The following is a 24277-nucleotide window of genomic DNA, read 5'->3' as shown; positions in this document are numbered from 1 at the left end:
TCTTGCACCCGCCAACGCTCCCACCCGAGAATCCGGGCCAGAACTCTCAATACGGACTCGCGGCACACGCTCCTTGACGTCAACGAAACTCGCTTTCACGTCCGTCTGCACCGGTACCAACCCCGTGGTTGCCCCGTCTCGTTGGCCCAAGACTCCAGCGCAGCACCAGCCAGGCCGCGACCGCAGAAGCGCCCGACCCGATCAGGATCCCCAACCGGTCCCCCGCAAAGTACGCCCCGCTTCCGTGCTCGAAGGCCAGCCCAGCGATGAACAGACTCATCGTGAACCCAATGCCACACGCCCATGCGACGCCGAGGATCTGACCCCAGGTCACGCCCCGCGGGAGGGTCACCACCTTCAACAGCACACCAAGGCCGACGAATGCGACGATGCCGATTGGCTTGCCGAGGAACAGCCCTGCCGCGATGCCGAGCGTCACGGGATGGAGCACGTCCTGAAGGCCGATCCCGCCCAGCGCCAATCCCGCGTTGACAAAGGCGAACACCGGCAGGATCGCGTACGCGACCGGTGCATGCAGATCGTGCTCCAGCTCCTTCAGCGGTGACCGTCCCTCCGGGGAACGCAGGGGCACGCAGAAGGCGATCAGCACCCCGGCAAGCGTCGCGTGGACGCCGGACTTCAGCATGGCAACCCACAGCACCACCCCAACGAGCACATAGGCCGTCGTACGCGTCACGCCGAGGCGGTTCAAGGAGAGGCCGACACTCAGCGCGATGACACCCACGAGCAACGCCTCCAAGGACAAGTCCGCCGAGTAGAAGACCGCGATGATCACGATCGCCGCGAGATCGTCGAAAATGGCAAGCGAAAGCAGGAACACCTTGAGGGCGGTCGGCACCCGCCGCCCGAACACACCGACCAGGGCCAGCGCAAAGGCGATGTCCGTGGCAACCGGGATCCCCCAGCCATCGAGGGCAACCGGATCCCCCCAGTTCAGCGCCGCATAGACGGCGGCCGGGACCGCCATCCCCCCGAGCGCGCCCAGACCGGGCAGCACCACCTGGTTCGCCGACGCGAGCTCGCCCTCGACGAACTCGCGCTTCACCTCGAGGCCGATCAGGAAGAAGAACACGGCCATCAGCCCGTCGTTCACCCACAGCAGCAGCGGCTTCTTGATCACGAGCGCGCCCACCTGGACCGCAACGGTGGTGTCGAGCAGTCCGGCATATGCCTTGGCCAGGGGCGTGTTCGCGGCGACCAGGGCCGCCATTGCCGCGGCGAGCAGCAGGAGGCCACCGGCACCTTCAAGGCGGATGAACTCGCGGAGAGCAGAACCGATCGGGGAAGACTGCGCAGGCCGGTTCATGGCGGCGTCCCTTGCTACAGAGGCGAGTACAGGCGTGCCGGACAGGAGCCCCGGCCGGCCGGCACCGGCACGGGAATCACGGCAGGAGGGATGGCACCGGTCCCGGAACAGACTCGGAGACCCACCTTCCTGCGGACATCCGGGACCTGCGTGCCTGCCTAGCATGACGCAGGATGAACGCGATCTCCAGTTCGCGGAGCGTCGACCGGCGCCCGAGCGATTCTCCGGCGGATTCTCCAACACCCAGGGAGGATTTCTCCGGTTTCACTTGCCCGGTACCACCGATCGGGTCGCGGCCCTCAGGAACCGGTGGCAGCGGCGGAGAGCAGCCGGCAAACCGTCGAAGCGGGCGGTGGAACGCTCGCATGGCGGCCGTCCGAGGCGCGCCGACAGCCTGGCGCGCCCCCGTTCCGGTCAGGTGGTCTACTTCCGGTCGATTAGGGTCGCGATGACCGGGTGATAGCGCGCGCCCAGCCCGCATTCGGCGGCCTCGTCGAACACCGCCTTCACCAGCGTGGCGCCCGCAGCATCGATCCCGGCCTCCGCTGCGAGCTCGAGCGCATAGTCGAGGTCCTTCATTGCGTAGGTCACGGGGAACGCACCCTCCGGGTAGTGATCCGGGAGCATCGCCTTCATGCCGTGGCTCCGGAGCGCGAAGCTGTCGCCCGAGCTCCGGCTCACCGCCTCCAGGAAAACTTCCGGTGTGACTCCCTGGCGGCGCGCGATCGCGAGCCCCTCGGCCAGCGCGCGGACGTTCTGGAACAGGATCATGTTGTTCAGGATCTTGACCGCCTGCCCGCTGCCGACGGGCCCGCAATGAGTCACGTCGCTGGCAATGTGCCCCAGCAGCGGGCGGAGACGCTCCACCACCTCTGCCTCACCGCCCACCATGACGCTGAGCGTGCCGTCGATGGCGGCCTGACGGGTGCGGGCAACCGGCGCATCGGCGAAAGCGATGCCGCGCCGGCCGAAGGCTCCGGCGAGCTCGCGGGCAAGCGCCGGTGGCGCGGTGCTGGCGTCGACCACGATGCACCCGGCGTCCATCCGCTCAACCAGGCCGCCGCCGCCGAGACACACCGCGTGCACTTCGCGGCCGGCGGGGAGGGACAGGAAGACGATATCCGTACCGTCGGCGAGGTCGGCGAGTGAGGATGCGACTCGCGCACCGTCGGCGGCAAGCCGCGCCAGTGGAGCCGAGTCGAGGTCGTAGCAGATCACCGGCCCGTCGTGCTTGCGCACGAGATTGCGGCACATGGGCTCGCCCATGACGCCGACGCCAATGAAACCGATACGCTCGCCGTTCACGTCGCCCCACCCTCCTCCGCAAAGCAGGCTGCGCCGGCACCGGCGAGGCGGCCGAAGACCGCGCCCGAGACCAGACCGGTGCCGCCCGGATAGTTGCCGTAGAAGAGCCCGCCAACCAGCTCGCCAGCCGCGAAGAGGCCCGGGATGGGCGCGCCCGAGACGGCCTGCACCCTAGCCTCTGGATCGATCGCGAGACCGCCGAAGGTGAAGGTGATGCCACAGGTCACGGCGTAGGCCTCGAAGGGCGGGGTCTCGATCCGGTTGGCCCAGTTCGTCTTGGGCGGCGTGATCCCGTGGGTGCCGCGGCCGTCCTTCACAGTCGGGTCGAAGGGAACGTCCGTCGTAACGGCATCGTTGTAGCTTCGGACGGTCGCCAGGAAACGCGCGCCGTCAATGCCTTCCATCCCGGCCGCGAGAGCCTCCAGCGTGTCAGCCTTCACCCGGGTCACCTGCCGGATCCGGTACTCGTCGCGCAGCAGGTGGCTCACCTTCGCGTCGAACACCTGCCACGCCACCTGGCCCGGCTGCTCCAGCACCCGGCGGCCATAGGCGGCATAGGTGTAGTTGCGGAAGTCCGCTCCCTCATCGACGAAGCGTTCGCCGTCCGCATTGACAATGATGGAGAAGGGGTAGCTGTGCTTCTGGAAGCCGTCGCCCACGGCGAGGTCGCCGAAGTCCGGCGCGTTCCGGTCCCAGGCAACCGCGTGGCAGCCGGACCAGTTGCCGGCCGGCATAGCCCCGGCCTCCAGCGCCATGCGGATTCCGTCGCCCTGATTGAAGCGGGTGCCGCGCACCTTGGCTAGGTCCCAGCCGGGGCCGAGATAGCGTGCCCGCCAGGCAGCATTGGCTTCGAAGCCGCCGCATGCGAGCACGACGGCGCGGGCGTGCACGTCGACGCTGCGCCCCTCGACACGCGCACGCACGCCCTTCGCGCCGGCGTCGTCCGCGATGAGGGAGCGTGCCTGTGCCCGATAGCTCAAGGTGACCCCCGCCTTTTCCACGGCTTGGTAGAGCGCCGCGACCAGGCCCGGGCCGCCACCCCACGCCTCGACGGCGAGCCCGCCCCAGAAGCGGAAGCGGCCATCGTCCTGCTTGAAGGCCTGGCGGCCGTAGCTCGGTTGGAACCGCACGCCCTTGTCGCGCAGCCAGCACAGTGCGCCATGGCTACCGGTCACGAGCTGCTCCACCAGATCCGGGTCAGCCCGATACTGGGTGAGCCGTGCCATGTCGTCGTAGTAGTCGGCTTCGCGGTAGGTGCCGAAATCGGTTTCCACAAGCTCGCGCTCGGAGAGGTCGGGCATCAGCGCGCGGAGCGCCTCGGCGTCGTCGAATACCACGCGCATCGCGCCAGCGGTATAGGCGCTGTTGCCGCCCCGCTCCTCCTCCGGCGCAGCCTCCAGCAGGTGCACGCGCGCCCCAGCCTCCGCCGCGGCGAGCGCTGCCGTGAGCGCGGCGTTACCACCGCCCACGACCACGACATCGGTTGTCAGAGTCTCGGCCATCCCGTCCGGCCCTTTTACGGCCGGGGCACCTCGACGCTCGCCGCCCAACCGGCCGGAGGGTTGCGCAGGTCGTCGTTCGCCCTTCTTCCGGTTGGAAGCTGGAGTTCAGGGTGCATTGGCAGTTCGTTCCCTGTGGCTGTAGTCGCAGCCGACTCTACGCATGTGGCTGCATGTCAACGTGGCTCGGACCAGACATTCGGGAACGAAGGCCGCGAAGTGCCCGGTACGAGGGCGGGGGCGCCGATCGGTCGGTGACGCTGGCACGATCACCTCGATCCCGAAGGTCATCCGACCGGATGCGGGGGTCGCGGACGCAATTGGTTCAACTCCTCGACGAGGGGCGCATTGCCTGCCGCAGAGTTGGCTCACACTGTCGCGTCCGCATCGAGGATGTCCTCGCCTCTCGCCGTGAAACGGACTCCTACCGCCGCGAAGCCCTCGATGGGCTGACCGCTCGCGCCAGAAACTCGGCTGGCAGTAGGCGATGACTCGCCTTACGGCGTTGCTTATGGTCGCTTGTTCCCGCGGCCGGTCACCAATCGAAACGTCCCGATGTTCCAGAACACGATCGCCCTGATCGGGTACGCCGACCGGTGGTCGGCCCGCCCCGGCGACACCATCTCCTTCAAGGTCAGCAGCCGCTCCGACGAGCCGTACCGGGCGCGGCTCGTGCGAGTCATCTCGGGCGACCCGAATCCGGCCGGCCCGGGTATCAAGGAGGTGCCGGTGGCGGCCGACTTCGAGGGCAGCTGGCCCTCGCGCGCCCAGGACGCCGAACTCGGCTCCTACGCCCGGATCCAAGGGGCTTCCCTGAAGGCCGAGGCCCTCACCGTCTCCGCGACGGTCTGGCCGACGCTCCCCGGGCGCAGGGCGCAAGGCATCGTGTCCTGGCTCGGCAACGCAGGAGGGCTTGCGCTCCTGCTCGACGGCGAACGCGGCGCGAGCGTGCGGGTTGCGACCGCTCGGGGGCCCGAGACGGTTGCGGTGGGGAAGCCGCTGCGTTCGCGTGCCTGGTACAAGGTGTGGGCGAGCGTCGACCCCCGTAGTGGCGCCGTCCACGTCGGACAGCAGGCCCTCGACCCGCTGGCGGTGGTGGACGACACCGGGACTGCGAGCGCGAGCTTGGACGCGCCGACGCCCGCGGGCGACGGCGAACTCCTCATCGGGGCGCTGGGAGGAGCCCCGGTCGGCGGCCACTTCAACGGCAAGATCGAGTGGCCCACGATCGTGCGCGGCGCCAGCCAGTCGGACGACCCACTGTCTGACGGGGCGCCGTCCAGCGCCGAGGTCATCGCAAACTGGGACTTTTCGTTGGAGATTTCGTCCCTCAGGGTGGTCGACGTGGGACCCAACGGGTGGGACGGCGAGCTGGTGAATCTGCCCGCGCGGGCAATGAAGGGCTCCAACTGGAGCGGGCGCGAGCAGTGCTGGCGTCATGCGCCCGCGGAGTACGGCGCCATCCACTTCCACGAGGACGACCTCCACGACTGCGGCTGGGAGACCGATTTCTCGTTCACGGTGCCCGCCGACCTCCGGAGTGGCGCGTATGCGGTGCGGCTCCGGTGCCGCGAGCACGAGGATATGATTCCCTTCTTTGTGCTGCCGCCCCGCGGGTCACGGCGAACGCCCCTCTGCGTCCTGATCCCTACCTTCACCTACACCGTGTACGGGAACTACGCCCGGGGGGTCACGAACGACGAGTACCAGACCCGGGCCCGCGCTTGGGGAGCACGCGAGGCGACGCCCGACGACCACCGGGAGTACGGGCTGTCCACCTACAACTTCCATACCGATGACAGCGGCATCGGCTTAGCATCGCAACTTCGCCCGGTGCTGAACCTTCGCTCCGCCTTTCTGGGCTACGTCGACGCAGCAGGGTCTGGACTTCGCCATTTCCCCGCCGATACCCACCTCCTCGACTGGCTGGACGAGAAGGGTTACGAGTTCGACGTTGTGACCGACGACGACCTGCACCGAGAGGGCCACGACCTCATCGCGCCCTACCGGGTCGTGCTAACCCCTTCACATCCCGAGTACCACACCGCGAACACCCTCGACGCCCTCCGGCGGCACCTGGATGAGGGGGGGCGCCTCATGTACCTCGGCGGCAACGGCTTCTACTGGCGGGTGGCGCTCAGCGATGCCGTGCCGGGCGCCATCGAAATCCGCCGGGGGGAAGGGGGCATTCGCGCCTGGGCCGCGGAGCCGGGCGAGTACTACAACGCCTTCGACGGCGAGTATGGGGGCCTCTGGCGACGCAACGACCGGCCGCCCCAGCGGATGGTCGGCGTGGGGTTCTCCGGACAAGGGCATTTTGTGGGCTCGTACTATGTCCGCGCGCCCGGCGCCGACGACCCGCGGGCCGCCTGGATCTTCGAGGGCGTACCGGACCGCATCCTTGGCGACTTCGGGCTTTCGGGCGGGGGTGCCGCCGGTTTTGAGCTTGACCGGGTGGACTTCCGCCTCGGCTCGCCCCCCAACACGATCATCCTCGCGACCTCCGAGCGGCACGGCGACACCTTCATGGTGGTTCCCGAGGAGCTTCTCACCCATCTTGCGACCTGGCCGGGCGAGCCGCCCGACGCCCTCATCCGCTCGGACATGGTCTTTTTTGAGACCGGGCGGGGCGGAGCCGTGTTCTCCGTCGGGTCCATCACCTACTGCGGAAGCCTTTCGCACAACGGCTACGACAACAACATCTCGCGCGTCACCAAGAACGTCCTCGACCGCTTCCTGGACCCTGCCCCCTTCGAAACCTGAAGGAGCTGGACACAACGGACTCTTCCAGGTTTACCGCACCGCCGCAGACCGACGCCGGCCCCACGGCATCGTCCTGAAGACCGTTCTGGCGGCGCCCGAAGAATTCGACGAATTCGATCCGCGCAAATCCCGGTGAACGGCCAAGCGGCGGTTCGCTGCGCACGGCCACCTCCTACAATTGCCTTGCTTCCTCCCGCAGCGGCGAGCCCGTTCGCAGGCAGAATCCTCCCCCCACCCCTCTATTCACTCTATCCACGCGAAATGCCGGCCGATGAACGCGATCCCCGCTGAACCCATTCACGCTGTCAAGGTTGACGGTGCCTGGACCGCCTCCGTCCACTACCACATCTCCCTTGAGGCGGTCAGGCGGCGCGTGCGCGCTTATCTGGGCGGCACTGCCGTGGTCGACTCGCTCGACACGCGGGTCCTGCTCGAGAAGGGGCACCTCCCGGTCTACTACTTCCCCAGGGCCGACATCGCCGACGACTGCCTCAGCGCGACCGACCGCAGCACTTTCTGCCCGCACAAGGGCACTGCCAGCTACTGGACCGTCTCCGCCGGGTCCAAGACCGCGGCAAACGCGGCGTGGGGGTACCCGAAGCCCCTCCCCCACCTCGCTCCGCTCGCGCATCTCATCGCCTTCTACTGGGACGCCATGGACGAGTGGTGGGAAGAGGACGAGCAGGTGTTCGTCCACGCCCGCGACCCGCGGACCAGCATCATCGTGGTTGAGTGCTTTCGGCAGGTCGAGGTGATCCTCGACGGAATCGTGGTCGCGCGCACGCGCCGGGCCCGGCAGCTCCACGAAACCGGTCTGCCGGTGCGCTACTACATTCCGCCGGAGGATGTGCGCACCGATCTTCTGGCGCCCAGCGACACACGGACGCGGTGCCCGTACAAGGGTGAAGCCGTGTACTGGAATGTCCGGCTGTCGGACCGGACGCTCGATGACGTCGTCTGGAGCTACCCTCGCCCGATCGCGGAGTGCCCGCGCATCGCCTCCATGATGTGCTTCTTCAGCGAAGCGGTCGACGCTGTCCTCGTCAACGGCATGGCCGAGCCCAAGCCCCGCACCAAGTGGTCGAGGGATTGATGACCGGCAGACAGGCGACAGCACCTCGGTCTTGTCGCGATACAACCGGGCCGGCCGCAGTGACCGCGCCGATCGGTCCTCCGCCCCGTGTTCCTGCAGACGGTTGCATCCCGCCGCCACCGTATCCCCGCAACGCGGCGGGAAATTCAAGCCGGCCGCAGGCACACCTGCTTGCGCCTGCTATCGTCGGAGCTCGCCCGCGGAAGCAAAGCCGGCCATGAGCACACCAACCGAGATCGCGCGTCACTACACGAGCGGCGACCTGCTCGCGCGGCTCGAGGCGAAGTTGCGGGAAGACGGAGTCGATCCGGCCCGCCCGACCTTCGACGCGCTTGCCCCCTATGACCAGTTCCACGGACGCGGAATCGATGCCACGGAAGACCTGGCCCGGGATCTGGAGGTCTCACCGACCGACCACATCCTCGACGTCGGGAGTGGTATCGGCGGGCCCGCGCGCTACCTGGCACGACGCTTCGGCTGTCGCGTGAGCGGTATCGACCTGACCGCCGAGTTCTGCGAGGTCGCACGCCACCTGACAGCGCAGCTCGGGCTCACCGAACGCATTGCCTTCGAGCAGGGCGACGCGCTTGCGATGCCGTTCGGCGACGCGGCCTTCGACGGCGCCTACACGATGAACGTCTCGATGAACATCGCCGACAAGCGCGCGTTCTTCGCCGAGATCCACCGCGTGCTCAAGCCTGGCGCGTGGTTCCGGCTGTCCGAGATCGCCCAAGGACCCGGCGGAGCGCCGGACTACCCGACGCCGTGGGCGCGGACGGCCTCGTCGAGCTTTCTCGCGACGCCTGTCGAGACCTGTGCGAACCTCGAGACCTCGGGTTTCGCGGTCGAGAGCCAGCGTGACACTGCAGAAGCGGCTCTGGCCTACGCCGCCCGCTCCCGCGCCGTGGTTGAGGCCGGCGGACAGCCGCCGCATCGAGCCGTTTCGCTGGTCCATGGTGCAATTGCCGAAGAGGCGATAGCCAACGCGGGTCGCGCACTGCAGGAAGGCCGCACGGTGCCAATTGAACTGATCTGCCGAAAGGTGTCCGATTCCGACGGTTGACGGTTTCATGACTTGGTGCGAGGGCACTTCACAGGCGCGACCCGTGGATTGCCGGACAGGGGCCGGAATGACTATGCGGGATTGGAAATGAATCTCCAACTGGTCAAGGCAATCTTGATCCTTCCGGGAACGGCGTTGGTCTACGTGCCGGGTGCGATCCTTTGAATGTCGGCCGAATTGGGCCTGGCCCCGAACCTGCCGAATTCCGGGCGACCCCGATTCTGGGCCGCCCTCGTGCTGGGCGTTGCCGGCCTCGCGTTTGCAGTGTGGACGACCAATCTGTTCCGAGTCATCGGGAAGGGCACGCCCGGGCCATGGGCTCCCCCGAGCCGTCTCGTTGTCCGCGGGCCCTACCGCCACGTCCGAAATCCCATGATCACGGGCGTGCTTCTCGTGCTCGCCGCCGAGTCCCTGATGCTCGGGTCGTGGCCGATCGCCGGCTACATGCTCCTCTTTTTCCTGGGGAACGCGATCTATTTCCCGATGGTCGGAGAGCCCGCGCTCACGAGGAAGTTTGGTGCCCCCTATCGGCGGTACCAGGCAAACGTGCCGCGCTGGATCCCAAGGTGGTGCCCCTGGGAGGCGCCTTGAGCACGAGGTCGGCCGACCGACGCTCCACACACCCGTATCGCGGCTTCGGAGCGAAATCTCCGGCGAACCGGTGGTGGTTTCCACCACGGGCGAAAGCCTGGTCGCGAACCAGGGCCGCGAATGCTCACGCTACCGCCCCGAATCCGTACTTCATTACCGGCGTCAACAGCTTCAGCAAAGCCCCGCGTGGGCGCTTGTCGCCTCGCTCCCATCGGCTCACCAGACCCGTCGTCACGACGAGGTAACGGGCGAATCCCGCCTGTCTCCCAGATCGATCCGTCCCGCCAGCCCTACGCGCCGTCGGGGCGTAGCGGATGCTGCCACCGGACTCCAGCGAACCGGTTGAAGTCGGAGTCGGTGGAAACCATGGTACAGCCGTGTTCCACCGCGATCGCCGCGTGCTGAGCGTCGGCGACCAGCTTCCCCGTCGCACCCGCTTCACGGCACAACCGCTCGAAAATCTCCAGGTGATCGGAACCGGGACCGACGATCCGGGCCGTCGGCCGTTCGACGAGAGATGAGACGAATGCAAAGGCGTTTTCCAGGGTCGACGGCGGGTCGAATATCCGCGGATTCGTGGCGGTGCGAACGAACCCGGACAGGACAAGGACCGAAAGGGCGAACGGTTCGGGTCCTGTTGCCAGTCGGGTGAGCCAACTCGCGTACTCGGCCTGTTCCGCAACGATGTCCTCAAAGTGCGCATAGATCAGCACATTGACGTCGGGAAGGAGCATCGCGTACTGCTACCTCACCGCCCGAACCGCACCCGGTCATCCTCTGCATCGAGCGACCTCGGCGAATCGAGATCGACCCCCGGGCGAAGGCGCGCATTACGCACGGTCACCAGGCGAAACGGGGTCGGCTCCGATGGCGCCCGCCGCTTGAGCGCGTCGTCGAGGACCTTGGCGATGAATGCGCTCACGCTGAGGCCCTGGGCAGCCGCCCTCCGGCGAACCTGCCTTCCGAGGCGCTCGTCAAGCGATATGGTCGTTCTCATGATGCAGAGCATAACATGCTGTCATCAGTGCACCAAATCGGAATCTGTGCCCGTTGCCGGCGTCAGCGCGAAGAATGCCGCCAGTTCACGACCAGGACTTGGCGATGACCGGTGCGCAAGTCGTTCCGCGTGTCCCTGCCAGCCCGCGGCATGTCGAAGAATACCCTGATGCGGATGCAGATCAGGGACGACGCTGGCGGGGAATCGTGCACAAGCGGTAGTGGGCAGTGTCGTACGCCGAATTTCGAGAGACTGCCCGATCCGTTGTGTACGTGAGCTCGGTGGGTTCGATCTCCCGTTTGGGAAGACCGGCCATGACGACACTTCGAAGGAGATGGGCAAGCGCTTTCTTCGAAGCCTCGGCAGGGCGGTAGACGCACGGGCGCCCTCGTGACGAAGAACGGCGCTGCGGCTGAAAGCGCTGACTGTCAGATTTCGTCGTGACTATTCCAAGTGATGGGACGCGTTGTCGCCGAACTGCCCGGCTGATAGCGTCTCGCGGTGGCTAACACCATCGGGGAGGGGCTCATGGCGTTCGATCTGCTGATCCGCAACGGAACCCTCGTGGACGGCTCCGGCATGCCACGCTACCGGGCGGACGTCGGGGTCAAGCATGGACAGGTCGCGGAAATCGGCCGGATCTGCAGCCCTGCCGACGAGACGATCGACGCCGAAGGCATGATCGTCGCGCCCGGCTTCATCGACGGCCACACCCACATGGACGCGCAGGTGGCATGGGACCCGTTGGGGAGCTGCTCCTGCTGGCACGGCGTCACCAGCGTGGTCATGGGCAATTGCGGATTTGCGCTCGCGCCCTGCAAGCTGGAGGCGAGGGAGTGGTTCGCCGAGTGCCTGGAGGCCGTGGAAGACATCCCCAAGGACGCCATGGTGGCTGGGATCGACTGGCGCTGGGAGACGTTCCCGGAGTATCTCGCCGCCGTCGAATCGTTTCCCAAGGCCATCAACTACGCCGCCTACATCGGCCACTCGGCCCTCCGGATGTACGCGATGGGAGACCGCGCCCTGGACCAGGAGGCCGGCGAGGACGACCTGAAGCTCATGGCCGATCTCGTGCAGGAAGCGCTCCAGACCGGTGCCATGGGCCTGTCTTCATCGAGGGCCACGACGCACATCCGGCCGGACGGCGGTCCCGTCGCAAGCCGGATCGCCAGCTGGGCGGAGATTGCGCACCTCGTGCACGCCATGGCCGACCTCAATGCCGGCATCTTCCAGGTTGGGCCCGACGTCTCCGGCGGCGAGGCGCAGCGCGCCTGCCTGGACGAGCTCGCCAAGATCGCGGTCTCGAGCCGGCGCCCGCTGATGCTTGGGGTCCTGTCGACCCGCCAGGGCGACGACCCCAATCCCCTAGAGTACCAGTTCGAGTGGATGGACCGGGTGGCGGCCGAAGGTGGGCGAGTCCTGGGCCAGGCTACCACGCGGTCGATCAACGCCCTGTTCTCGCTCAAATCCTACTTGCCGTTCGATGCCCTGCCGGTCTGGTCCGACATCCGCGGCCTGCCTGTGGAGCAACAGCAGGCCCGCTTCCACGACCCGGAAATCCGCGCCGGCCTCGTCGCGGCCGAAGCGGGAATGCAGCCCAGGAGTACCGAATTCCAAGGAGGTGGTGCGGCAACGACCAACCCGCGGAAGCCTGACTACGCCAACCTGTTTCCGATGTTCGACGTGCACTGGGATGACCCCAGCGTCGATGAACTCGCGCGCACCTCAGGCCGGAATCCGGTCGAGGTCATGCTCGACCTGATGACAGAGAACGAGGATCTCCTCTTCGTGCAGCCCTTGGTCAACGAGACGCCGGAAGAGGTTCGCCGGATGCTCGAGAGCCCCCGGTCGCTCGCCACCTTTTCCGACTCGGGCGCGCACGTGTGCCAGGAGATGGGCTCGTCGCTCCAGACGCACTTGCTGAGCTACTGGGTCCGCAACAAGCAGGCGTTCACGCTGGAAGAGGCCGTACGGATGCTGACCTTCGAGAACGCGGCCGCCTGGAACATGCACGATCGCGGGCTGCTGCGGCCCGGCTTTGCGGCCGACATCGTCATCTTCGACGAGGCCAAGGTCCAGCCGCGCCTGCCGATCGTCCAGCATGACCTGCCCGGCGGCGCCCGCCGGCTGGTCCAGAAGGCGGACGGCATTGCTGCCACCGTCGTCAACGGCGCAGTCACCTTGGAGGACGGGGAACCCACGGGCGCGCAGCCGGGCCAACTCATTCGGGGCGAAGCTGCCCGCGTTTGACCTGCGCAAATACCGGGTGGCGCTACGCCCTGGGGCATCCGTCCACCGATGCTCGAGTCCCACCGCGGCCCCGGGGCTTCGGTTGCTGTTCGGTCCGTCCGGCTGATCAACCCACACCCGACTGTCGCTGCGTTTGCCCGTCCGCGACCTATTGCGGGCAGGCAGGAATTACTCGACCGCGCGCCACCGGCGCAGGCCCACCCGATCGGCCGTAATCGCCTGAACGCGCCTCGAAATGCTCGGCGATGCTTGCGCCGCCAGTCGTAGCGGTTCCTGACGGATGCACGGGTCCGGGTAGCTGCTCAACCAAGGCGATCGTGCAACGTGTGTTCGGGCGCCGTGACGCCGGGAATGTTGCGGGGATCGGGGACTGGGTCGAGAACCTGCATTCGGATCGGGATCACGCCACCCCAGATTGACAGGGCGTAGTCCTCCTCGTCGTCGATCGGAGGTCCGGCTCGGACTTTCGCCGCGGCCTCGTCAATCGGCATGGTCATCACAGTGGTGGCCCGCAATTCCTGTGCTGTGGCGGGGCGGAGCGTGTCCCAGCGCTGGGGAAAGAGGCCGTCGACAAACGTCTTGAGGCGGTCTTCCATTTCCTCAGGATCATCCACCTTGCGCGCGTTCCCCAGCAGCATCACTGAGCGATAGTTCACCGAGTGGTGGAAACCCGATCGCGCGACGACCAGACCGTCCAGCACCGCCACGGTCAGGCAGACGTCCGCAGCCTCGACCGCCCGCAACATCCGGCTGGCAGACGATCCATGCCAGAAGACATCGTTGCCTTCGCGCCACTGGAATGTTGGCGTGACTAACGGCCGTCCGTCGAAGACATAGCCCACCGAACACATCGGCATAACATCCAGGATCGAGTGAATGCTCGCCTTGTCGTAGGCGCCCCGGGTGTGTTGCCGGCGCAGACGAACACGATCGGTCGGCGGCGATGTAGACATGACGCACCTCAATGAATCACGAGTCTGGAACACGGGATATACAGGCTTGTGTGACCTTCTCAATGGACACGGACATCGTTGCTGCCGTAGCCATCTTTGGACTAAGGGTACGTGCCCTTTCGGGCCTCTACGCCCGCGCGCCCGCCCGTCAGGGGCTGGTTCTCGGGTACGCCGCCTTCAACGCCACCGAGATTCGCGAAGGCTCGGACGGGCTCGCGAAGGCGATAGCCGTGTGCCGGCAAACTGCAGCGTGAGACTGCCGCCATTGACGACGAAACGTGCCACGCGGGAGCGCACCAGCAGGCCGAACGGGACGGCCTGACCGAACCTAGGTCGACGCGCTCGAGGCGACCGGACCTTGCTGCTGCGCCGTCGCGACCGAGAGTTCACCGAGCAGGTCTTCCGCCCGCCGCCGCTTCGCCTCGTCGGGGTCGCGCTGCACGATGCGAAGCAGCGTGTCGCGAGCCGAGAGGTCGCCGCGCTCGGCCATCTCAAAGGCCATCTCGTCGCGGCGCTCATAGTAACGGTTGTCGAACGGCACGATTTTCGGGGACAGTGCCCGCCAGTAGTACTGCTGGTCGTCGGACGACCAGCCCTCGTAGACCTCTTCCCACGTCCCGCATCCGGCGTAGGTGCACAAGTTCTTCTCGGTCGTCGGCTGGCTTGCCGGCTGGTACCGCGCGTCGAACGACTGCCGCAGCAGGGCCGAACGATTCGGGAGCGCGCAGTGGACTGTGGTGTCCGCAAAGATCAGCGCATCGCCCGCCTCGAAGTCGCCCGTGACCCACTCGCCGGGGATCGGCACGCAAATGTCCATGCCGCCTGCCCCGTTGCCGACCTTGGTATCCAGCACGCCCGCGTGATGTGACCCCGCCGATACCGCCAGTGGCCCGTTCACCCGTCGGCAATCACCCAGCGGCACCCACATCGCGTAGTTGGTGGCGCCGCCGATATGCACCTTGTCCTGGTGCGCTCCCGTGGTGAAGTCGAAGCTCTCGCTCTGGGGGAAAATGTTGCGCTGGACGAACATCGGATGGACCAGGGCCGGTTCGTCGAAGATCCGCTCGAACAGTGCCAGCACCGCCGGCAGGGTCCGGAGCCGGTGCAGCGCCTCGTCCGACCAGATGCCGCGGAAAACCTTCATGTACCGCTCTTCCGGATCCTTGCAGGCGGCAGCGGGATTGGCGATTGCGTCCTCAACCGGATAGTCGGGGTCGAGCCAGCCGCCGGCTGCTGCCTTCTCCAGGAGGCGGCTACGCACGTCCAACACCGCTTCGCGTGGCAGCAAGCCCCGGAGGAATAGGTAGCCGTCGCGTTCAAGTCGCTCAGCGAGCGCCGGTCCGTCTTCCATGAGATCGGTCGAATCGAGAAAATCCCGCATCGCGTCCATCCCGGTTCCGCTACATCCACGGGTGAGGGTGCGGCACTAGGACCCGCTGCGTCAAGGCGTGTCGAGGATCAGCCTAAGTGGCATCCGGTGTACCGGCCGGACATCAGGAGCAAACCGCCGCTCCGCCGCATGTCGACGAGCCATCGTCCACTGGGCCTGATCCGCCGATGCATTGCTCGCCGGCCGCCCCAGGCAGGCCCGTCACCCCGAGGCCGTAACGGGCCCGCTCCAGCCGGTGTTCATCAGCGTCTCGCGCGGCACGATCAGCCGCGCAGCCATGATCGGACGCGGTGACGTGCCGATCCGCAGTTCCCCGACGATGCTGAGCAGCATGTACGCTTCCTCACGGTCGAGATCGGTGTTCGCCGCGACGTAGGCGACCGCGTGTTCGGCCGCCGCTTCCGTCGCGGCCTCCACTGACGGCCCCGTTCCCACGAACTGGATCGAATCTCCGTACTCGATGATGGGGTGCTCGACCTGGTGATCCTTCACCAGGGTGATCCGGGCAGTGACCGTAGCCGTGCACTCGACACCTGTTCCGGTGATGATCCCGTCGCTGATGGCCGCGTGCGGGTCCGCGAAGAAGACCATGGCGCCGGGCACCATGACCGGGAGATGGATGCGGCTTCCGACGCCGGCATCCTTCTGGTCGAAATCGCCGCCGTAGGGCCCCGCATACGACGGTTTGTAGCCTTCCGGCGGCATCGTCGACACGGTACCGAGGTTCGGATTCAGCGGAACTGGGATGCGGTCTGCAAACCACGCCTTACCGTCGCGCACCGGGCAATGGAGGAGCTTGGGATCACCGAACTCCTGCCGCAGCACACCGAAGTCCCGGAGGATCGCCGTCATCCCGTCCTCGTGGACGTCCATCTTCAGGATGTCGATGAGGACCGCATCGCCCGGCGCTGCCCCGTTGACCCTGATCGGACCTGAGACCGGCGCCAGCGGATGTCCGTCGCATGCGGGCGTAAACGGCGTCGGGACGCTGCGAATGTCCTCGACATCCGCGAATGCGCCGCGGACGACCAGTGACACATCTGCACCGGAATCGATCGTTTCCACCGGGGGCGTATCCGGCGTGACGGAAAACAGGTAGACGGAACTCATTGCGATCTCCCGGGCCCGGACGCACCCTGAGAAAGAGTGACGTCCGCCCTGACCCATTGACTGGCTTTCAACTGCTCCCGCTGATTCCTGGGAAGAGCCAGTCGGAACGGGATGGAACCACGCGGCTGAGCCGGTTTCAAGCAGCCCTGGTTCCGGGTACCGGGTCATGGTTGGTCGCGCCAGGTACCAGGCCTGCACCAACCGGTGCCGGGCCCGATTCGGCCGGGCTTCATTCCCGACGTCCGATCCTCGCCGCGGGTACCTCCAAGGCTTCCGCAGCCCCTAATGACGGCGGGCCAGCCACCAGGCAGCCATCCACACGGGTGCACTCAGCACCAGCGCATAGGCCAGGATTCCGATGGGACCGAGGAGGCCCACCAACAGCGACGCAGCCACGGTGATTGCGCCGAGGCACACGCCGACAGCCCAGGCGGCGCGCGCATATCCGAGTCGCCACACCCGCCGGCAGGCCAAGGCCAGTGGCAGGCCGCACGGTGCCGCGAATACCAGTGACTGCATCGACATCACCACCACGGTGATCCACATGGCGGGTTCCGTCGATGGCCCGGGTTCCGGGGGGAAGCGCACGGCGGCGGTTGCCATGATCCCCGCCGGCAGCCAAAGCAGCCCCAGCACCCAGAACCCGATTTTCCCGAACTTTCTCCCGTTCTCCATGGAACCAGACTAGGGCAGATCCATCCTCAAGCCGTAGTCGGAACCGGCTGCCATGGGCCCGGGCTGCGACCCGTCCAACGCAAGTTCCCAGCTGCGGCCAATTGGCTGCGCCCCTGCAGCTTCCCGGCATCCAACGGACGCCCGCAGCGCTCACCGGCTGCCGGTGGCGCCCTGCGTCCCGTCGTGCAACGGCCCACGAAACCGCCGCGCCGGTTCAGGTGCGGTACCGCGGCAAGTGGTACAGTCCAAAGCATGACACGCGCGTCTCGGACATTGCTGGTACTGCCGTTCCTCCTGATCGCCGGCGGAACGGTGGCCGCAGATCACCACGAGCGAGCCGAACCCGAAGCGTCCACCGGGACCGGGACCACAGCTGTCGCGACCGGCGCAACCAGCATGGTCGTGGCCGCCGATGCCCGCGCGGTGGATGCAGCCGTCCAGGTCCTCCGCGCGGGTGGCTCGGCCACCGATGCCGCCATCGCTGCACAACTGGTGCTGGCATTGGTCGAGCCGCAGTCTTCCGGAATCGGTGGCGGCGGTTTTCTCGTGCGCCGGGACGGCGCATCGGGAGCGATTCGTACGCTGGACGGCCGCGAAACGGCCCCGGCGGGCGCCCGCCCCGATCTCTTTCTGGATACGGCCTCGTCACCGCTTCCATTCTTCGACGCCGTTGCCGGTGGCCTGTCCGTCGGGGTGCCAGGGTTGCTGCATCTGCTGCAGCGGGCCCATACCGAGTTTGGCAAGCGCCCCTGGGCCACGCTCTTCGAGCCCGCGTTGACCCTTGCCAGGGACGGCTTCGTCGTTCAGCCCCGATTGCACGGCTTGCTCGCTCGCGTACCACACCTCGAACGTGACCCCGAGGCGCGGGCATATTTCTTCGACGCGGCCGGCAACCCCCGCCCCATCGGGTATCGACTGCGCAATCCCAAGCTCTTTGAGACGCTGGCGCAACTCGCCGCAGACGGCGGGATGGCGCTCTATCGCGGCAACCTGGCCGAAGCCATCGCGCGCAAGGTGAATCTGGATCCGGACCGGCCCGGCACGCTCTCGGTATCCGACCTCGCGCACTTCAGCTCCCGTTTCCGGGAGCCGGTGTGCGGTCAGTACCGTACCTATCGCGTGTGCGGGATGGGCCCCCCGAGTTCCGGGGCCACGACGGTCCTGGCAATCCTCGGCATGCTGGAGACATTCGATCTGGGACGCATGGATCCCGGCACGGTCGAACCCTGGCATCTCTTCGCAGAAGCGGCGCGCCTCGCCTACGCCGACCGGGACCGATACGTGGCTGATCCCGACGTCGTCCAAGTGCCGACCGCAGGTCTGGTGGACCCGGCGTACCTCGCTGCGCGGGCCGGGAGCATCGATCCGACCGCCGCAGCGGCCGGGCGGGCGGCGCCCGGCGACCCGCCGGGAGCCCCAGGTGGCCAGCGCGATGACCGTTCATCCGGGCAGCCATCGACCACGCACCTGTCGATTGTCGACAGTGCCGGCAATGCCGTGGCGCTGACATCGAGCATCGAGACCGCCTTCGGCTCCGGACTGATGGTGGAAGGGTTTCTCCTCAATAACCAGCTAACCGATTTCGCGTTTGAACCCGAAGGGCCTGACGGGCTGGTCGCCAACCGTGTCGCGGCGGGCAAACGGCCACGGAGTTCCATGGCGCCCACCATCGTCACCGATGCCGACGGCCGCCTGCGGGCAGTGCTGGGTTCTCCGGGCGGCTCCCGCATCATCTGCTACGTCGCGCAGGCCGTCGTCCTCGCGGTCGACTGGAAGCTCGAAGCGGCCTCCGTGGTCGATTTTCCGCACATCTGCAATCGCGGTGGACCCACGGAAATCGAAGCCGACACTGCCTTCGCATCGTTCGAGCAGCCCCTCTCCGACCTGGGTCACACGGTTGCCGCACGTCCGATGACGAGCGGCCTCAATGTCATTCTCGTTGGCGAAGACGGCGGGCTTTCCGGGGCAGCCGACCCGAGACGGGAGGGCACGGCAAGCATCCCGTAGACCGGGACGTGCCGCCGGTCTGCCCGGGGGAGGATGCAGCGGCGAAGGCCGGACCAAGCTCCACCCCTCCCGGCTGGGCTTCGAAGCCCGCAGGCAGCAGGCCCGGGCGGATTCCCACAGGCACACGAACGCTGGGTTTCCGACGCCCGAACGCGTCACCCCTCCGCGCCGGCTGACGCGGCGCGCCGGACGCCCGCCGGGCCGGATCCCACCGGGGTCTGCAACCGTCAAGCCCCAGCCGCATTGCTGCGCGCGGGCGACAACCTGTCGCAAGCCGATATGGTAGCCCTGTCCTACCGTCGTCACGGATACCCGCCATGTCCGCAGCCGAGCCCAGCGTTCTGGTGTTTCAACACGTCGCGATCGAACACCCCGGAGTATTCCGGGATTTCCTTCGACAGGACGGAATCGCGTGGAGCACGGTTGAACTGGATGACGGGGAGTCGATTCCCGACCTAAAGCACTTCGACGCGCTGTGGGTGATGGGTGGCCCCATGGACGTGTGGGAGGACGAGGCTCACCCATGGCTGGAGCCCGAGCGAGCCGCCATCCGCGAGGCTATCCTGGCCCGCGGGATGCCGTTCCTTGGCTTTTGCCTTGGGCATCAGCTCCTCGCGCAGGCACTCGGCGGCGAGGTCGGGCCTGCCGCGACCCCGGAAATCGGCATCCTCGAGATCGCGCTGACGGATGCCGGACGATCCAGTGCGATCTTCGAAGGACTGCCGGCGGCCCATGCCTGCCTGCAGTGGCACGGCGCGGAGGTGCGGGAAGCGCCGCCGGGCGCACTGACGCTCGCGTCGTCCCCGGACTGTGCCATCCAGGCCCTCGCCTATGGGGACCGTGCCTTCAGCGTCCAGTACCACGTCGAGATCACCGGTGACACCGTCCGTGAATGGGGCGAGATCCCGGAGTACGAGCAGGAGCTGGAGAGAGCGCTTGGGGCCGGGGCGCTCGCGGCATTCGAGGCTGACACGGCGGCACACCTGGCCGAGTTCAATCGATACGCGCGCCGGATCTACGACAATTTCATGGGCATTGTCCGCCGGCGGTAAAGGCGCCTCCGCACGCGCACGGTGGCGGAAGCGCGAACGCCACGGCAGGCTTCGATGCAGCCGGGACCCGCACGGGAATTCCAATTCACCCCGTTCCATCGCAAATTGTTATAGAAATGGCGCCGTTTCGCCCGCCAATTGCGACAAAACGTCGGAGCGTGCGCCATGAATGCCGTTGACCGTTTCTTCAAGCTGCAGGAGCAGGGCACGACGATCCGGCAGGAGATCATCGCCGGCGCGGCGACGTTCCTCACCATGGCGTACATCATCGTCGTCAATCCCTTGATTCTGAGCGACGCCGGCATGGACTTCGGCGCGGTCTTCACGGCCACCATCCTTGCCGCCGCGATCGGCACGGGAGTCATGGGGCTGTGGGCGAACTGGCCCGTAGCGCTCGCTCCCGGCATGGGGATGAACGCGTTCTTCACGTACGGCGTGGTCCTGGGCATGGGACACCAGTGGCAAGCCGCGCTCGGCGCCGTCTTCTGTTCGGGCGTCCTGTTCATGGCGCTGAGCGCGAGCGGGCTCCGGCAGTGGATCCTCGAAGCCATGCCCAAGAGCCTGCGCCTGGGCATCGGTGCCGGTATCGGCCTGTTTCTTGCCCTCATTGGCCTCCGCAACGCCGGCATCGTGGTTGGCCATCCGGACACGCTTGTCACGATTGGCGATCTCACCCAATCGACCGTGCTGCTCGCCTGCGTCGGCTTCGTCGGCATGACACTGCTGGATGCGCGCCGGATCACCGGGGCGATCGTCATCTCCATCATCGGGATCACCGTTATCGGCCTTGTCGTCGGCGATGCGTCGTGGGGCGGCGGTACCTGGTTGCCGCCGAGCCCCGCCCCCACGCTGTTCGCGCTCGACATCGCCGCGGTAGTCGAGCTGGGCCTTATCGTGGTCGTGCTGACGTTCCTGTTCTTCGACTTCTTCGACACGGCCGGAACCCTCACCTCGGTCGCTGTCGTGGCCGGCAGGGTCCGGGATGACGGGAGCATCGAGAACATCGGCCGTGCTGTGTTCGCCGATTCGGTCGCCACCACCGCGGGGAGCTTGATCGGGACGAGCAGCACCACGAGCTACATCGAGAGCGGGGCGGGAATCCGGGAGGGAGGGCGAACCGGGCTGACCGCCGTCACCTGCGCCGTGCTGTTCCTGCTGTGCCTCTTTCTTGCGCCCCTGGTCAAGACAATCCCGAGCTGGGCGGCAGCCTCCGCGCTCGTGTTCGTGGGGACGGGATTCGTCGCGACGTTGAAGGACCTGGATTGGGAGGACACAGGCGCCTACGTACCGGCAGTCCTCACGGCGATCGTCATGCCATTCACGTTCAGCATTGCCAACGGCATCGCGATCGGTTTCATCAGTTACGCGGTGATCAACACCGTGACCAGGAACGCCCGCGAATTGCACCCGGCGGTCTGGTTACTTGCCGCCGCCAGCCTCCTGTACTTCCTCAAGGACTTCTAGGGGCATCTTGCGCGCAAGCGGGCCTCTACGGCCCGAACGTTGGATCAACACCAACGGTGTTCCAGCGCAACGCGCCCGCTTCCAGCCAACTGCAAGAACCTCGACACTCCTTCGCCGATCGCCATTGGTGCCGGTCCACTACCCGCGATCGCACACGTTCGCGACCCATCCTGCAGACTCGGAAGCCGCCCAGGTCAGTTGGACATCTTCAGCAGAAAACGCGTGCCGGAAGGCGAGGTTTCGCCCAGCTCGAACGTCCCGCCGTGCGCGGCCATGATTTCGCGGACGATGACAAGTCCGAGCCCGTGGGCGTTCACCACGGTGTCCGCAAACGGTCGTTCAAAGAACGCCCGTACCTCTTCTTTCAGGCCCGGACCGTTGTCTTCCACCTCGATCAGAACGTGGTTCAGTCGTCGCCGCGCCCTGACCGAAACCCTGCCGCCGCCGGGCATGGCCTCGGTCGCATTCTGGGCCAGGTTGAGCAACGCCCGGAACAGTTCCTCCTGGTCGGCCTCGACGACCAGGTCGCCAGGAACATCCACGTGCCACTCGACTCGCCCTTCGTGGATGGCCGCCACCGAATCGCCCACTTCCACGGCGATCTCGCGCAGCCGCGTCGGGGCCAACCTGATCGGGGTGTCCCCGAACCGGTGATAGTCGAGGGTGCGGGTGCAGATTTGCACGGCCCGCTCCACCGCCTTGACCAGCAGCGGCACCAATTTCCGGACGGCCGGATCCTGCGCGGCCTTGATGCGGTCCGACGCCACAGCGGCGGTCTGCAGGACGTTTCGCAAGTCGTGGTTGATCCGGCTCACGGATGCACCCAGCGCGGCCTCACGATCACGCCGATGCAGCAGCGCGCGCAGGCTCCCCTGCATCGACAGCACGCCACGCTCCAGATCGCCGATCTCGTCGCGGCGATCCGACGTCTTGACCGTCGTATCCACGTCGTCCGGGTTGCGGGCAAACCATGCCAGGCGCTCGATGATCGCGGTGACGGGACGGACGAACTGGTGCTGCAGGACAAAGAACAGGAGGACGCCGACCGCGATAAACGGGGCGATCGCGCTGGCGCCCATCCGGAGCGAGTGCTGCCACACGGCCTCCGCGAGCGGTGCCTCCGGCGCCACCACCTCGACCACGACGCTCGGGTCCTGTTCGGCCGGACCCACGATCCTGAGGATGCGCCCGCGCCCGTTGATCAGGGTGTCGAACGCATGGCGAACCCGACCGGGCCACGTGATCGAAGCGGGCCGCACGGTCTTGTCGACCGCCGCCGGCGTGGAGCCGATGACCAGGGTGGACGTGTCGCCCGTCCGCAGGATCACGGCGTTGGTCTCCGTGAAGGCGAGGAGGCGCTGGCGCAGGTCGGGGTCGAGTTCCCCCTCCGACACTACCTGCACGACCCTGATCGTGTCGTAGGCGCCGCGGAGCTGGTCCTCGATCTGCGACAGCCAGTACGCCGACACCGACGTCACGTATGAGGCTGCCGCCCACAGGGCCGCAAAGGCCAGCGTGTGCTGGAGAACCCGCGCCGTCAGCGACCGACGCGCGCGGCGACGGCCGCCCGCCCTCGTCGCCAACTCACCCAAGACGCGTCAGGAGGCCCACGATCTTCCGGGTCCGCTCGCCAAACAGCGCAGGCGTGAAGTACGACCCCGCGACCTGCTTGTTGATCTCGCCGCGGGTGGGATACGGGAGGATGGCGCCCGTCATCTGCGAGACCTTCATCCGGTGGGTGGCCATCAGGCACCAGGGCTGGATCAGCTCGCCGGCGTGGGCGCCGACCATGCTCGCGCCAACCACGCGGCCGCGGTGCACGATGACCTTGACCAGCCCTTCCGTCTCGCGCTCCGCCCGAAAGCGGTCGTTGCCGCCGACCGGCATCTCCACCACCCGCACTTGGTCCCCGTACCGCTCCCGAGCCCGCGGTTCGTCAAGTCCGACCTGCGCGATCTCGGGATCGGTGTAGGTGACCCACGGCGCCGCCGCCTCATTGACGCGCGCCGGCAACCGGAACAGCGCCCGGCGCACGACGATGCCGGCGTGGTAGCCGGCGATGTGCGTGAACTGCAGGCGGCCGATCACGTCGCCGATCGCATAGACCCGGCGGTTGGACGTGCGGAGCCCACCGTCGACCTCGATCCCCCTGCGATGGCGCCGAATCCCCGCGGCCTCGAGATTCAGGTCCTCGACGTTCGCCCGGCGGCCGGCCGCCACCAGCAGGTGGGTCCCGGCGACCTCGCGGGAGCCCCGATCGTCCTGCACGGTGAGCCGGATCGAGCCGTCGGCGTCCGCCACCGACGTCACGACCGCTCCCTCGATCACCGTGATGCCTTCCTCCCGGAAACGCTGGGACACCACTTTGGCCATGTCCGGATCGTCGCGGCGCAGCAGCCGTCCCTGCTCCACCACGGTGACCTCGCAGCCAAGCCGTCGGTGGGCCTGCGCCAGTTCACAGCCGATCGGCCCGCCGCCCAGCACCAGCAGATGGTCCGGTCGTTCGTCGTTGTCGAAGATGGTCTCGTTAGTGAAGTACGGCACCTGGTCCAGACCGGGCATGGAGGGAACCACCGGCGAGGAACCAGTGGCAATGACGAAGCGCCTAGCTCGGATCCGGAACGGCCCCGCCTGTACCTCGCGCGGCCCGGTGAAGGCTGCAGTCTCGCGCAGCACGGTCGCCCCCAGTCCCTCGAAGCGTTCCTGCGAATCATGGGGCGCGATCGACTCGATGACAC

21 protein-coding genes are annotated in these 24277 nt (G+C 67.1%); 10 read left to right on the top strand and 11 right to left on the bottom strand.

Going from position 1 to position 24277, the window contains the following annotated elements; all coding sequences use genetic code 11:
* Window positions 1-79: 79 nt before the first annotated feature.
* Window positions 80-1327 carry a Na+/H+ antiporter NhaA gene (nhaA, locus tag OXH60_08815; GenBank protein MDE0712221.1) on the bottom strand — a complete coding sequence of 416 codons (1248 nt, stop codon included), beginning with the start codon at window positions 1325-1327 and terminating at the stop codon, window positions 80-82.
* Between the two features lie 163 nt (window positions 1328-1490).
* On the opposite strand from nhaA, the gene OXH60_08810 reads away from it, so the two are divergent.
* Window positions 1491-1787: a hypothetical protein gene (locus OXH60_08810; protein ID MDE0712220.1), complete on the top strand. Its 297-nt coding sequence runs from the start codon at window positions 1491-1493 to the stop codon at window positions 1785-1787.
* Here the strand turns inward: OXH60_08810 and OXH60_08805 are convergent.
* Window positions 1751-2632, bottom strand: a complete 882-nt coding sequence (locus tag OXH60_08805; protein ID MDE0712219.1) for an NAD(P)-dependent oxidoreductase — start codon at window positions 2630-2632, stop codon at window positions 1751-1753. The two genes, OXH60_08810 and OXH60_08805, sit on opposite strands and share 37 nt — an antisense overlap.
* A complete protein-coding gene (gene tcuA / locus OXH60_08800) occupies window positions 2629-4134 on the bottom strand; it encodes an FAD-dependent tricarballylate dehydrogenase TcuA (GenBank protein MDE0712218.1) in 1506 nt (501 codons plus the stop codon). The genes OXH60_08805 and tcuA overlap by 4 nt, the downstream gene beginning before the upstream one ends.
* A 552-nt stretch (window positions 4135-4686) precedes the next feature.
* Between tcuA and OXH60_08795 the strand changes: the two genes are divergently transcribed.
* The 4 genes from OXH60_08795 (at window position 4687) to OXH60_08780 (ending at window position 9641) form a co-directional block, all read left to right on the top strand.
* Complete coding sequence (locus tag OXH60_08795) at window positions 4687-6894, top strand: N,N-dimethylformamidase large subunit (protein ID MDE0712217.1); 2208 nt, start codon at window positions 4687-4689, stop codon at window positions 6892-6894.
* Window positions 6895-7165: 271 nt separating this feature from the next.
* Complete coding sequence (locus OXH60_08790) at window positions 7166-7987, top strand: DUF427 domain-containing protein (protein MDE0712216.1); 822 nt, start codon at window positions 7166-7168, stop codon at window positions 7985-7987.
* A 217-nt stretch (window positions 7988-8204) separates the two neighbouring features.
* A complete protein-coding gene (locus tag OXH60_08785; protein ID MDE0712215.1) occupies window positions 8205-9050 on the top strand; it encodes a class I SAM-dependent methyltransferase in 846 nt (281 codons plus the stop codon).
* 165 nt (window positions 9051-9215) lie between these two features.
* Window positions 9216-9641: an isoprenylcysteine carboxylmethyltransferase family protein gene (locus tag OXH60_08780; protein ID MDE0712214.1), complete on the top strand. Its 426-nt coding sequence runs from the start codon at window positions 9216-9218 to the stop codon at window positions 9639-9641.
* A 290-nt stretch (window positions 9642-9931) separates the two neighbouring features.
* Here OXH60_08780 and OXH60_08775 read toward each other — a convergent pair whose 3' ends face one another.
* Entirely contained in the window at window positions 9932-10375 is a 444-nt protein-coding gene (locus tag OXH60_08775) for a type II toxin-antitoxin system VapC family toxin (GenBank protein ID MDE0712213.1), read from the bottom strand.
* Window positions 10376-10389: 14 nt separating this feature from the next.
* Window positions 10390-10638, bottom strand: coding sequence for a hypothetical protein (locus tag OXH60_08770; GenBank protein MDE0712212.1), 249 nt, complete (start codon window positions 10636-10638; stop codon window positions 10390-10392).
* 501 nt (window positions 10639-11139) lie between these two features.
* On the opposite strand from OXH60_08770, the gene OXH60_08765 reads away from it, so the two are divergent.
* A complete protein-coding gene (locus tag OXH60_08765) occupies window positions 11140-12888 on the top strand; it encodes an amidohydrolase family protein (protein ID MDE0712211.1) in 1749 nt (582 codons plus the stop codon).
* 302 nt (window positions 12889-13190) lie between these two features.
* Here OXH60_08765 and OXH60_08760 read toward each other — a convergent pair whose 3' ends face one another.
* A complete protein-coding gene (locus OXH60_08760; GenBank protein MDE0712210.1) occupies window positions 13191-13841 on the bottom strand; it encodes a pyridoxamine 5'-phosphate oxidase family protein in 651 nt (216 codons plus the stop codon).
* Window positions 13842-13891: 50 nt separating this feature from the next.
* Here OXH60_08760 and OXH60_08755 point away from each other — a divergent pair, with 50 nt between their 5' ends.
* Complete coding sequence (locus tag OXH60_08755; GenBank protein ID MDE0712209.1) at window positions 13892-14095, top strand: hypothetical protein; 204 nt, start codon at window positions 13892-13894, stop codon at window positions 14093-14095.
* 74 nt (window positions 14096-14169) lie between these two features.
* On the opposite strand, the gene OXH60_08750 is transcribed toward OXH60_08755, so the two are convergent.
* The 3 genes from OXH60_08750 to OXH60_08740 all read right to left on the bottom strand — a co-directional run bounded on the left by OXH60_08750 (window position 14170) and on the right by OXH60_08740 (window position 17016).
* Window positions 14170-15231 carry a phytanoyl-CoA dioxygenase family protein gene (locus OXH60_08750; GenBank protein ID MDE0712208.1) on the bottom strand — a complete coding sequence of 354 codons (1062 nt, stop codon included), beginning with the start codon at window positions 15229-15231 and terminating at the stop codon, window positions 14170-14172.
* 201 nt (window positions 15232-15432) lie between these two features.
* Entirely contained in the window at window positions 15433-16341 is a 909-nt protein-coding gene (locus OXH60_08745) for an acetamidase/formamidase family protein (GenBank protein ID MDE0712207.1), read from the bottom strand.
* 282 nt (window positions 16342-16623) lie between these two features.
* A complete protein-coding gene (locus OXH60_08740) occupies window positions 16624-17016 on the bottom strand; it encodes a hypothetical protein (protein ID MDE0712206.1) in 393 nt (130 codons plus the stop codon).
* 252 nt (window positions 17017-17268) lie between these two features.
* On the opposite strand from OXH60_08740, the gene ggt reads away from it, so the two are divergent.
* From ggt to OXH60_08725, 3 genes are all read left to right on the top strand, one after another.
* On the top strand, window positions 17269-19023 hold the full coding sequence (ggt, locus tag OXH60_08735; GenBank protein ID MDE0712205.1) for a gamma-glutamyltransferase: 1755 nt from the start codon (window positions 17269-17271) through the stop codon (window positions 19021-19023).
* A 317-nt stretch (window positions 19024-19340) separates the two neighbouring features.
* Complete coding sequence (locus OXH60_08730) at window positions 19341-20075, top strand: type 1 glutamine amidotransferase (protein ID MDE0712204.1); 735 nt, start codon at window positions 19341-19343, stop codon at window positions 20073-20075.
* A 165-nt stretch (window positions 20076-20240) separates the two neighbouring features.
* Complete coding sequence (locus tag OXH60_08725) at window positions 20241-21539, top strand: NCS2 family permease (protein ID MDE0712203.1); 1299 nt, start codon at window positions 20241-20243, stop codon at window positions 21537-21539.
* A 194-nt stretch (window positions 21540-21733) separates the two neighbouring features.
* On the opposite strand, the gene OXH60_08720 is transcribed toward OXH60_08725, so the two are convergent.
* Together OXH60_08720 and OXH60_08715 are read right to left on the bottom strand one after the other, a co-directional pair.
* Window positions 21734-23131: a HAMP domain-containing sensor histidine kinase gene (locus OXH60_08720; GenBank protein MDE0712202.1), complete on the bottom strand. Its 1398-nt coding sequence runs from the start codon at window positions 23129-23131 to the stop codon at window positions 21734-21736.
* Window positions 23124-24277: FAD-dependent oxidoreductase (locus tag OXH60_08715; protein ID MDE0712201.1), on the bottom strand; the 1154-nt coding region annotated here is incomplete at its 5' end. The genes OXH60_08715 and OXH60_08720, both read right to left, overlap by 8 nt.

Source organism: Rhodospirillales bacterium (genome assembly GCA_028824295.1).
GTDB lineage: Bacteria > Pseudomonadota > Alphaproteobacteria > TMED109 > TMED109 > VXPW01.
The sequence above is the reverse complement of the archived record's forward strand: the minus strand, read 5'-3'. Positions and strand labels throughout refer to the sequence as shown.

What these genes read in the sequence shown, in the direction of transcription:
- OXH60_08745 (MDE0712207.1), bottom strand. Translation starts at nt 16,341, where the DNA reads ATGAGTTCCGTCTACCTGTTTTCCGTCACGCCGGATACGCCCCCGGTG.
- OXH60_08790 (MDE0712216.1), top strand. Translation starts at nt 7,166, where the DNA reads ATGAACGCGATCCCCGCTGAACCCATTCACGCTGTCAAGGTTGACGGT.
- ggt (MDE0712205.1), top strand. Translation starts at nt 17,269, where the DNA reads ATGACACGCGCGTCTCGGACATTGCTGGTACTGCCGTTCCTCCTGATC.
- OXH60_08795 (MDE0712217.1), top strand. Translation starts at nt 4,687, where the DNA reads ATGTTCCAGAACACGATCGCCCTGATCGGGTACGCCGACCGGTGGTCG.
- OXH60_08750 (MDE0712208.1), bottom strand. Translation starts at nt 15,231, where the DNA reads ATGGACGCGATGCGGGATTTTCTCGATTCGACCGATCTCATGGAAGAC.
- OXH60_08725 (MDE0712203.1), top strand. Translation starts at nt 20,241, where the DNA reads ATGAATGCCGTTGACCGTTTCTTCAAGCTGCAGGAGCAGGGCACGACG.
- OXH60_08730 (MDE0712204.1), top strand. Translation starts at nt 19,341, where the DNA reads ATGTCCGCAGCCGAGCCCAGCGTTCTGGTGTTTCAACACGTCGCGATC.
- OXH60_08760 (MDE0712210.1), bottom strand. Translation starts at nt 13,841, where the DNA reads ATGTCTACATCGCCGCCGACCGATCGTGTTCGTCTGCGCCGGCAACAC.
- OXH60_08740 (MDE0712206.1), bottom strand. Translation starts at nt 17,016, where the DNA reads ATGGAGAACGGGAGAAAGTTCGGGAAAATCGGGTTCTGGGTGCTGGGG.
- OXH60_08775 (MDE0712213.1), bottom strand. Translation starts at nt 10,375, where the DNA reads ATGCTCCTTCCCGACGTCAATGTGCTGATCTATGCGCACTTTGAGGAC.
- OXH60_08785 (MDE0712215.1), top strand. Translation starts at nt 8,205, where the DNA reads ATGAGCACACCAACCGAGATCGCGCGTCACTACACGAGCGGCGACCTG.
- nhaA (MDE0712221.1), bottom strand. Translation starts at nt 1,327, where the DNA reads ATGAACCGGCCTGCGCAGTCTTCCCCGATCGGTTCTGCTCTCCGCGAG.
- tcuA (MDE0712218.1), bottom strand. Translation starts at nt 4,134, where the DNA reads ATGGCCGAGACTCTGACAACCGATGTCGTGGTCGTGGGCGGTGGTAAC.
- OXH60_08780 (MDE0712214.1), top strand. Translation starts at nt 9,216, where the DNA reads ATGTCGGCCGAATTGGGCCTGGCCCCGAACCTGCCGAATTCCGGGCGA.
- OXH60_08770 (MDE0712212.1), bottom strand. Translation starts at nt 10,638, where the DNA reads ATGAGAACGACCATATCGCTTGACGAGCGCCTCGGAAGGCAGGTTCGC.
- OXH60_08810 (MDE0712220.1), top strand. Translation starts at nt 1,491, where the DNA reads ATGACGCAGGATGAACGCGATCTCCAGTTCGCGGAGCGTCGACCGGCG.